This window comes from Nocardiopsis trehalosi NBRC 14201, assembly GCF_001552555.1.
GTDB classification, from domain to species: domain Bacteria; phylum Actinomycetota; class Actinomycetes; order Streptosporangiales; family Streptosporangiaceae; genus Nocardiopsis_B; species Nocardiopsis_B trehalosi.
The window spans coordinates 1-8,795 of the sequence record NZ_BCRK01000219.1 but is presented as its reverse complement, the minus strand read 5'-3'; the positions used below and the strand labels follow the sequence as shown (position 1 = coordinate 8,795).

Genomic DNA, 8,795 nt, shown 5'->3' with positions numbered 1-8,795 from the left:
CCGGCGGCCGCCGACGCGCGGCCGCGCGTCGGCGGGTGCCCACCGGGTCCACCGCGGACCCGGCCATGACCTCGATCCTCGGCACCCTGCGCGCCCGCATCCAGGACCTCCCGATCCCCGGCTCCCCGGACCACCGCTGCCGGCAGACCGCCCACCACCCCCGCCGCCGCACCCCCGCGCGGGCCACGGAATCCGGCCCCGGGCAGGCGATCCGGCGGCGGCGCGGGCCGTTAGCCTCGGGCTTATGGTGTTCGACTCCCGCCGCTTCGACCTTCGGCCCTATGCGGGGCTCGACGTGGACCCCTACGTCCGGCGGACGCACTGCAGCTGGACGGACCTCGGCTGGGAGTCCCTGCTCGTGCAGCGGTTCGACCACGTCCCGGTGGTCGAGGACATGGAGCTGCCGGCGGCGGCGGACGTGCACCTCGTCCTGCCCGTGGCCGGCCGGGCGGTCATGGAGACCCGGAGCGGCGGCCGCTCCGGGGGCGGCCGGTGGAGCCGCCGCACCTGGCGGCCGGGGCGGATCGAGCTGGGCGTCCCGGACCGGGCCGTCCTCCGCCGCTACCGCGGCGACGGCCCGCTGCGCAGCCTCCAGATCCACATCCCGCGCGGCACGATCGAGGAGGCCGCGGAGCGGCTGGGCGGCGGCGCCGTGGACTACGCGGCCATGGCGGCGTCCGTGGCCTCCGGGGACCCCCTCATCGAGGAGGCCGTCCGCGCCGCCGGCGCTGTGGCCGAGCCCGGCGACCTGTACGCCGAGTCGGCGGCCGCCTTCCTGGCCGTGCACCTGCTCCAGCGCCACGCGCGGCGACCGGTCGAACGGGGGCCTGTGCGGGAGGACGCCCGGGTCCGCGCGGCGATCGCCCTCATGCGGGACCGCCTGGCCGAACCGCTCACGCTGGCCGACATCGCGGGGGAGGTGTACCTCAGCGTCTTCCACCTCGTCCGCGTGTTCAAGCGGGCGACCGGGGAGACGCCGCACCGGTTCCTCACCCGGTTGCGCATCGAGAAGGCGCAGGACCTGCTGCGGCACACCGACCTCCCCGTCGCCCGGATCGCGCCGCTCTGCGGGTTCGCCGACCCCGGCGCCCTCTCGACGGCGTTCCTCCGGCACACGGGCGCCCGCCCTTCGGCGTACCGCAATTCCTGACCGCTGTCTCGGCAATCCCGGGCATGGCCCCGGCGCACGCGCCGTTCCTAGGGTTTCCCCATGTCCGAACACGCGGCGACAACGCCGGAGATCGAGCCCTTCCCCGTCCACGTCCCCGACCGCGATCTGGCGGACCTGCACGCCCGTCTCGACGCGACCCGGCTCCCCGAACCCGAGACGGTGCCGGACACCAGCCAGGGCGTCCGGGTGGACCGGCTCCGGACGGTACTGGACGCCTGGCGGCGGCACGACTGGCGGGCCACAGAGGCTCGGTGGAACGCGATCCCCCACTACCGTGCGCGGCTCGACGGCCTGCGCATCGCGTTCTGGCACGTGCGCTCGCCCGAACCCGCCGCGCTCCCCTTGGTCCTCACCCACGGCTGGCCGGGCTCCGTGCTCGAATTCGAGGACGTCATCGGTCCGCTGACCGATCCGGTCGCCCACGGCGGTTCCGCGGGCGACGCCTTCCACGTCGTCGTACCGGCCCTGCCGGGCTTCGGGTTCAGTGACCGCCCGAGCGAACCCGGCTGGAACCCCGCCCGCACGGCGCGGGCGTGGGCCGGGCTGATGACCGCGCTCGGCTACGAGAGGTTCGGCGCGCACGGCGGGGACTGGGGGGCGTTCGTCTCCACCGAACTGGCGCGCCAGGCCCCCGAGCGCACCGTCGGCCTGCACCTGACCATGCCGATCGCCTCGCCGCTGCCCGACGACCGCCGCGCGCCGGACCTGGCGGAGCGGCGCATGCTGGAGCGGCGCGACACCCACCTCGCGGACGGCTACGGGTTCGGGATGATCATGAACACGCGCCCGCAGACGCTCGGCTACTCCCTGCTCGACTCACCCGCCGGCCTGGCGGCGTGGCTCGGCGAGAAGTTCGACGCCTACTCCGACACCCGTCCGGAGGCCGGCGGCGGGGTGAGCGTGGCGCAGCAGGTGGACGACATCGCCCTGTACTGGCTGACCCGCACCGGGGCCTCCAGCGCCCGCTGGTACTGGGAGGCCATCCGGTGGGTACCGCGCAGCGCCGAGGAGGAGAACGCCCGGCCGGTGACGGTGCCCACCGCCTGCTCGCTGTTCCCGGCCGAGCCGTGGCCGACCGCCCGGCGCTGGGCCGAGCGCCGCTACCGCGACCTGCGGTCCTGGCACGAGCTGGACCGCGGCGGCCACTTCCCCGGCCTGGAGCAGCCGTCCCTCCTGGTCGCCGAGATCAGGGCCGCCTTCCGCCACGCCCGCCCCGGCGGCGGCTGAGTATCCGGCACGGGACTGGCACGCGGGCCCGAACCGCCCCTGGAAACGACGAAGGCCCAGGTGGAGGATTCCTCCCTGACCTGGGCCTTCGTGGTGCTGAGCGGATGACGGGAATCGAACCCGCGTTATCAGCTTGGGAAGACCACACGCCAAAAAACCTCGATGACCTCGCCACCTGTCCACCTGCGCGAACCTCCGGCGGATGCACGTTGATCACCGTGGTTCCCCCATGATCACCGCCGCGTGTGGCACGTATGTGGCACGCCGACCATCTCGCCGACCACGTTCGGCGAGCGCCTTTCAGCCTGCCTGTGTGGCAGCTTCCCCACCTCAGGGGCGGGTGACCACGGTTCGATCCCGCGCGGGTTCTGGCGCGATCGGTCCGCACCCCATCACGTCCTTGTTCGCGCCAGGTTCCGTGCGGGCCCCGGGGGTCCATGGGGGCGGTAGCCCCCTGGTACCACCAGTCCTCAACCGGGCCACCAATGCGCGCTTCACCGCTCAACCGGCGATCGCGAGGGCGACGGCGCGTCCCCGAACGGGCGGTTCAGGGGCAGCAGGCGCGCACCCACGCGCACCGCCGGCGGGCGGGCGCGACGCTCGGGACCGGGCGCCAGCCCGCAGCCCGAGCGGCGCCCGCCAAGCCGGCAGGACGGCGCGAAGCGCCGTCGCCTTGATCCCATACAGCCCAACTCGGCAAGGAGAAAGACTGTCCCGGTAACACAAAGACCAGGGCGCGAGGTATGCCGCGCCCTGGCCCTGTTGCTACTACTTCTTCTTCTTGGTCGACCTTTCGACCACGGTCGTCCTCGGACTACGCTTCGCCGTCGCCAGCTTTACGTACCGACCGGTGATAGCGCTGCGCGCCTTGACAGGCCGCGCCTTCCCCTTAGCCACCACGCTCACCCCCATCCTAAGCTGGACGCCAAAGCGGAGGTGGGGGTCATGCATACCCATGGCAACCACACCATGTAGGGTCGTACTAACCGCTAAGAAAGAAGACCCCAGCCTGGCGTCAACCCCCGTTGGCTAAGCCATGCTGGGGTTTTCAGCTTCTGGGGATCATACCAGCCACTTCGTTAACATGGCCATCATTCGCCCAAGATATTGGGTATCCGCGTATCTCTGGCACCATATGTAGGTCTCGGGTGAGGTCACTCGGCACCCGCGATCGCCTTGCGGGCCGCAAGGTAGCGCTCATGGAACTCAGTAGTAACCCGCTCGCCTCGATAGCGCTGCTGTAGGACTGCACCGAGTTCGGCCGCACGCCCCAAGAGGTCAGCATTGCTCTTACGCTCGAACTGCAAGGCAGCTGTACCGCGTGCAATTGCTCCGTCAAGGTCTCCGCGGCGGGCGTGGATGATGCCGAGATCGATGTAGGCGTTGGCCGTGCGCAGGGGTGCCTTGGACGTGCCGTCTGGGCGGGCGTGAACCTCGATCAGTTCGAGCGCGTGTTCTTCGGCCCGGTCATCGTCGCCCAACCATCCGTAGCAGGTGGCCGCGTACATGAGCCACTTCGCGTGGTCGAAGACGAAATGGTGTTCCGGGTGCTCCGGCCGTGGCAACTGGTCTAGCGTCCTTGCCGCTCGGGACAACGCCTCGTCGGCTCCGTAACGATCACCGACCCGGGCAAGGGCCTGCGCCTCCTTCAGGATCAGTTGGACGGTCGCGCTGGTGGGCGACGTCAACATGTCCTGTCCGGCTTGTGCGTGCAACGCCGCTTCCTCGTACCGGTTCTCGACCATGGCGAACCACGACGCCATCTCCCGCGTCCACGCCATGATCTCGCTGTGTCCGGCCTCCCTGCCCATGTTGAACGCGGCCTGGCGCGCGGCCTCGGCCTGCTCGCGCTCACCCAGGTCGTAGTGGAGACAGCCGAGAAGGACGGACAGCCATCCCGCCGACACCAGCAACTCCCGATGCTGAGCGAGCGTGATCCTCCCGCCGAGCATGCGCATGACGCTATGAAGCCGCCGCTTGGTCCGTTCCTTCAGTTGGGCGGCCGGCACGCTCGGATACGCCCGGGACAGGAGGTCGACGGCCTCATTGATCGCCTCGACAGCTCCGCTGCCCACCTCGGAAAGGCCGGCCATGCGGGCGAGTTCCATCGTGTCGAACAGCTCGGCTTCCGCGCCGAAGGGCGTGATCGGCTCCTCTGCGGCGAGCCGCTCCGGGACCACGAGTCGGTCATTCCGACTGGGACGGATGAACCCGAGTTCATCGATCCTCTCGCCGGTGACCTCTTCGAGCACGCGGCGATAGGGAGGCTGGGGCCACTGGGTCTCTCCCACCTCCCAACGCCGTATCCGCTCGACGTCGCACGTAATGGACTCGTTCAGTCGCTCGCCGGCCCGGTTGATGGCCTCCGCCATCTCGGCGCGCGTCCAGTGCTTCGCGTCGCGCCATGCCCGTAGCCGGATGTTCGGCACTCTCTCGCGCATCCGCCCTGCCAAAGAGGTGTGGAAGGGGGCCGGAAGGGGTCCGAGGGGGGACCTCTAGGGGCTGCCTTCGCGGGTGGTCTGGCTGGTTTCCTTCACCACTACGAACCGTACGTCAAGACAACGGCACCGTTGAAGGAGGCTGGTCGCTTGTCCTCGCCAGCGCCGAAAGTCCGCCGCCTGGCCTGGGTGTGCTCCTCGTGCAGAGGCAGGGGCACGAAGTACCGCACCACACGAGGCGGTGTGGCTACCCGGGTGGTCGATGGGCGGCCCGTCACCACAGTCATGACGTGCCCTGACTGCGACGGGGCCGGGGAGAGGACGGAGCGCAGGCATGTCGGTTGAGTGGAAGCCTCCCAGGTCGATGACCGGACACGGCGCCCTGCTGCGTCAACTCGAACAAGAGGCCATCCGCCTCGGCCTGCTCCGGCCGTGGGCCGACATGCAGTTGGAGCAGCCCGAACCGGTGGCCGGCACCGACGACACCCTCTACTGGGTGCGAATGTCCCTCGCGGAGTCGCAGTTCTACACGTCCGCCGGCGGCTTCGCTGCGGAGCTGGTGAAGGCGTCCGTCGCTGCCCTGCGTATCCACCGTCCGGTAACCAGTTCCGGAGACGCCCTGTCGGAGCACTGGGGGTCCTCCCGCTGCCGGGTGTGCCTCCAACTGTGGCCCTGCCCCACCTTCTCCGAGCTTGCGGCACCGTACGTGATCACAAAGAGAGGGCTGCCCTCGGGACTCTTGCCCCCTGACAAGCAGAGTGCTTAAGCGCTAGCCTGCTTGACAAGGCAAGATACAGATTGGGCCACCGAATGCCATTCGAATACACGCCACCCAAGTACGCCCGTGTCGTGGCCGAGCTACAGCGCCGTATCACTCAGGGTGACTACCCTCCGGGCACCCTCATGCCGAGCGAGGCCCAGTTGACGCAAGAGTTCGACGTGGCACGCCCTACGGTGGTGCGCGCCCTCCAGGTGCTCAGGCAAGACGGCTGGATCGAGAGTCAGCAGGGCAAAGGCCGCTACGTTCTCGGGCAGCCCGCGCTTGAACAGGTTCAGACGGGTACGCGGAAGGGTGCCGACCTGGTCGAACCGATCCTGGATGGACGTCAGGAGCGGGTGTTGTCGGTCGGACGGGAGCAGCCGCCGAATCGTCTTCGCGGTCTGCTCGGGTCGGATGACAACCTCTTCCTTCGGCGCACGGTTTTGGTCAGCCAGGACGGTGACCCCCTCGAAATGGTGTCCATCTGGGTGCCACTGGACATCGCGGCCGGCACCGACCTGGAGTCGACCGATGCGCTCCCCGAAGGACTGCGGCGCCATCTGGAGACGAAGAAGGGCGTGCGCTTCGATCATGTCCTAGAGCAGGTCACCGCCCGTCTGCCCACGCAGGATGAGGTACGGACGTTGGAGTTGCCGGAGCGGACGGCTCTCCTCGTGGTTCACGCGTCGATACGAGACGCGACCGGGCGCCCCCTCCTGGTGCTCTCGGTGCTCATGCCTGCCGACCGGCATGAGTTGGAGGACGCGTATTCGCTGGTTTAGACGGTCTCGATCGCCCCAAGAAGCCCGCCTGGTCGCTTGACAGACCAAGTGGGCTTCTTGCTATTCTGTCGAAGCACTTGTTAAGACAAGTGGCCAACTGCTCAGGATAGAGGTGTCTCAGATGGCGATTCAGGGTGCGATTCCGGTGGAGTTCGGGACGGTGTTCCCGGCGGGCTGCTACGCGCTGGGGGTGGAGGCGATCACCGACTTCGAGACGAAGCGTCCGCAGACCGACAAGGTGTCGGGGCTGCCCATGTGGGCGGTGGATGTGATCGACGCGGACCCCGAGGCGCGGGGCAAGGCCAAGAGCGTGAAGGTGAAGGTGGCCGCTGAGCACTGCCCGGTGCTTCCCGATGAGGTTCCGGGGCTGCCGTTCCGGCCGGTGGAGTTCGAGGCGATGTCGGTCATGCCCTACGTCGATGACAACGGGCGCCGGCCCCGGGTGGCCTACTCGCTGCGCGCCAAGAGCCTGAAGACGCCCGGCGGCGGGCCGCGCAGGACTGCGGCGAACTCCGGCGCGGCGAAGGACGCCTCCTGATGGGGGATCGGTACCGGACTTCGCCCGTAAGCGTGCTTTCCCTGCACGCACGTGGTGAAGCCTCGGTGGAAGCACAGTCCTACCCCGGCCGCTCCCCGGTACTGCTGTTCGCCCTCGCAGGCACACAGATCGTCCTTGGGACTGCGGACGTCGCCCGGGTGTCGGCTTCGGACGTGGCTTTCGCCCGTCTCCTGGCTGAGCAGGCAGCCGCCTTCGCTGCGTCCTGCGAGCGGATGTACCGGGGCCTGCCGAGTACGGAGCAGCAGCACCACGCCTGACACGTTGCGGGGCGGCCTGGTGCGCCAACACCACGAGCCGCCCCCGATACCCCTCCCGCTACGCGATTGCCCTCGCACGAACACGAAAGAGGTGACCTCAGCTTATGCTGCGCAGCAACCACGCCGGTGCGGCTCAGACCCCGCCGACCCTGCCCGTCCCCGCGCAGGCGTTCCGCTTCTCCACCCCTGTTGTCGAGACGCCGGGCATCTTCGTCCTGATCGCCTGGATCACCCGCCTTCTCCGCGTCCTGGTCCTGGCCCCGATTCGCTTCCCCGTCGCCGTGGGATCGGCGGCCGTCCTGTCCGCGACCGGCTACCTGTTCGGTACGGCGGGCGTGGCCGTCACGTTGATCTCCGCGACCTCGGTCCTGCTGGCCTGGTGGGTGCGCTGGCCTGACTCCTTCCACCGCCTGATCGCGCTACGAGCGCTGGCCGCGTGGCGGTGGGTCGCGGTGTACCGGCGCCACTGGCAACCCGTCCTCGTCGTCGCCGGACTCGCCGAGTCCTACCAGGAGCGCCGCTACCTTCCCCGTATCCGCCGGGTCACCTGCTCCACATGGGCCGACCGGGTCCGGATGCGGTTGGTGGCCGGCACCGCCCCCGCCGACGTCGAACAGCGCGTGACCGAACTCGCGCACGGGTTCGGCGCCCCCTCCTGCCGCGTGACGGTGCTCGGCCCGAGGGATGTGGTGCTGGAGTTCCCGCGCCGGGATACCCTCGCGCGCCCGCTGGACGCTCTGCCCGTTCCTGCGGACCCGGACCTGTCGGCGCTGCCCGTGGGCCGGTGCGAAGACGGGGAACCCTGGCACCTGCGCCTGCACGGCACCCACGTACTGGTCGTCGGGGTGACGGGTGCGGGGAAGGGGTCGGTCATCTGGTCGGCCCTCCGGGCGATGCTCCCCGCGATGCAGGCGGGGACGGTGGAGGTCCGGGCGATCGATCCGAAGCGGATGGAGCTGTCCTACGGCCGGCACCTGTTCGCCTCCTATGCCGATGACGGCGAATCCGCGGTGGCCCTGCTCGAACGCGCGGTGGCCGACATGCAGGAGCGGGCCGAACGCTACGCGGGCAAGCAGCGGGTCCACGTGCCGTCGACAGATGACCCGTTCGTGGTGGTGGTGCTCGATGAGGTGGCGTTCCTGACCGCCTACCACCCGGATCGGGACGTCCGCCGCCGCGCGGAGAACGCTATCGCGACTTTGACGTCCCAGGGCCGGTCGGTTGGGTTCTGCGTGCTGGCCGCGTTGCAGGATCCGCGCAAGGAGGTGATGAACCTGCGCAACCTCTTCCCCGACAAGGTCGCCCTGCGCCTCGATGAAGCCTCCCAGGTCGACATGGTCTTGGGCGAGGGCGCCCGCGACCGGGGCGCTCTGGCGCACCTCATCGACCCGGACCTTCCCGGGGTGGCCTTCGTCAAGATCGAGGGCTCACCCGCCCCCGTGCGGGTCCGGGCGGCCTACGTCAGTGATGACGACATCGACGCCATGGCCGGCGAATTCGGGGCGGCGGGGGCCTGATGCCGACTCCGACCGGCAAGACCACGCGCGCCGAGCGCATGGCACAACCCTTGGCGCGGGAAGTGGCCGAACAGATCGCTGCCG

Annotated in this window: 6 protein-coding genes; 5 read left to right on the top strand and 1 reads right to left on the bottom strand. The window is 69.6% G+C overall.

All coding sequences use genetic code 11. From position 1 onward, the window contains the following. Positions 1-244 precede the first annotated feature (244 nt). Positions 245-1,150: a helix-turn-helix domain-containing protein gene (locus NT8_RS25160; protein WP_067974651.1), complete on the top strand. Its 906-nt coding sequence runs from the start codon at positions 245-247 to the stop codon at positions 1,148-1,150. Between the two features lie 60 nt (positions 1,151-1,210). After that, positions 1,211-2,398 (top strand): epoxide hydrolase family protein, encoded by a 1,188-nt coding sequence (locus NT8_RS25155; RefSeq protein WP_067974648.1) that lies wholly within the window; start codon positions 1,211-1,213, stop codon positions 2,396-2,398. A 1,154-nt stretch (positions 2,399-3,552) separates the two neighbouring features. Here NT8_RS25155 and NT8_RS25145 read toward each other — a convergent pair. After that, positions 3,553-4,827, bottom strand: a complete 1,275-nt coding sequence (locus NT8_RS25145; RefSeq protein WP_157515972.1) for a tetratricopeptide repeat protein — start codon at positions 4,825-4,827, stop codon at positions 3,553-3,555. A gap of 819 nt (positions 4,828-5,646) precedes the next feature. Here NT8_RS25145 and NT8_RS25135 point away from each other — a divergent pair. The 3 genes from NT8_RS25135 (at position 5,647) to NT8_RS25120 (ending at position 8,711) form a co-directional block, all read left to right on the top strand. After that, on the top strand, positions 5,647-6,378 hold the full coding sequence (locus NT8_RS25135) for a GntR family transcriptional regulator (protein ID WP_084469268.1): 732 nt from the start codon (positions 5,647-5,649) through the stop codon (positions 6,376-6,378). A 121-nt stretch (positions 6,379-6,499) separates the two neighbouring features. Further along, on the top strand, positions 6,500-6,916 hold the full coding sequence (locus NT8_RS25130) for a plasmid replication, integration and excision activator (RefSeq protein WP_067974635.1): 417 nt from the start codon (positions 6,500-6,502) through the stop codon (positions 6,914-6,916). Positions 6,917-7,298: 382 nt separating this feature from the next. Next, entirely contained in the window at positions 7,299-8,711 is a 1,413-nt protein-coding gene (locus NT8_RS25120; RefSeq protein ID WP_067974631.1) for an FtsK/SpoIIIE domain-containing protein, read from the top strand. Positions 8,712-8,795: the final 84 nt, after the last annotated feature.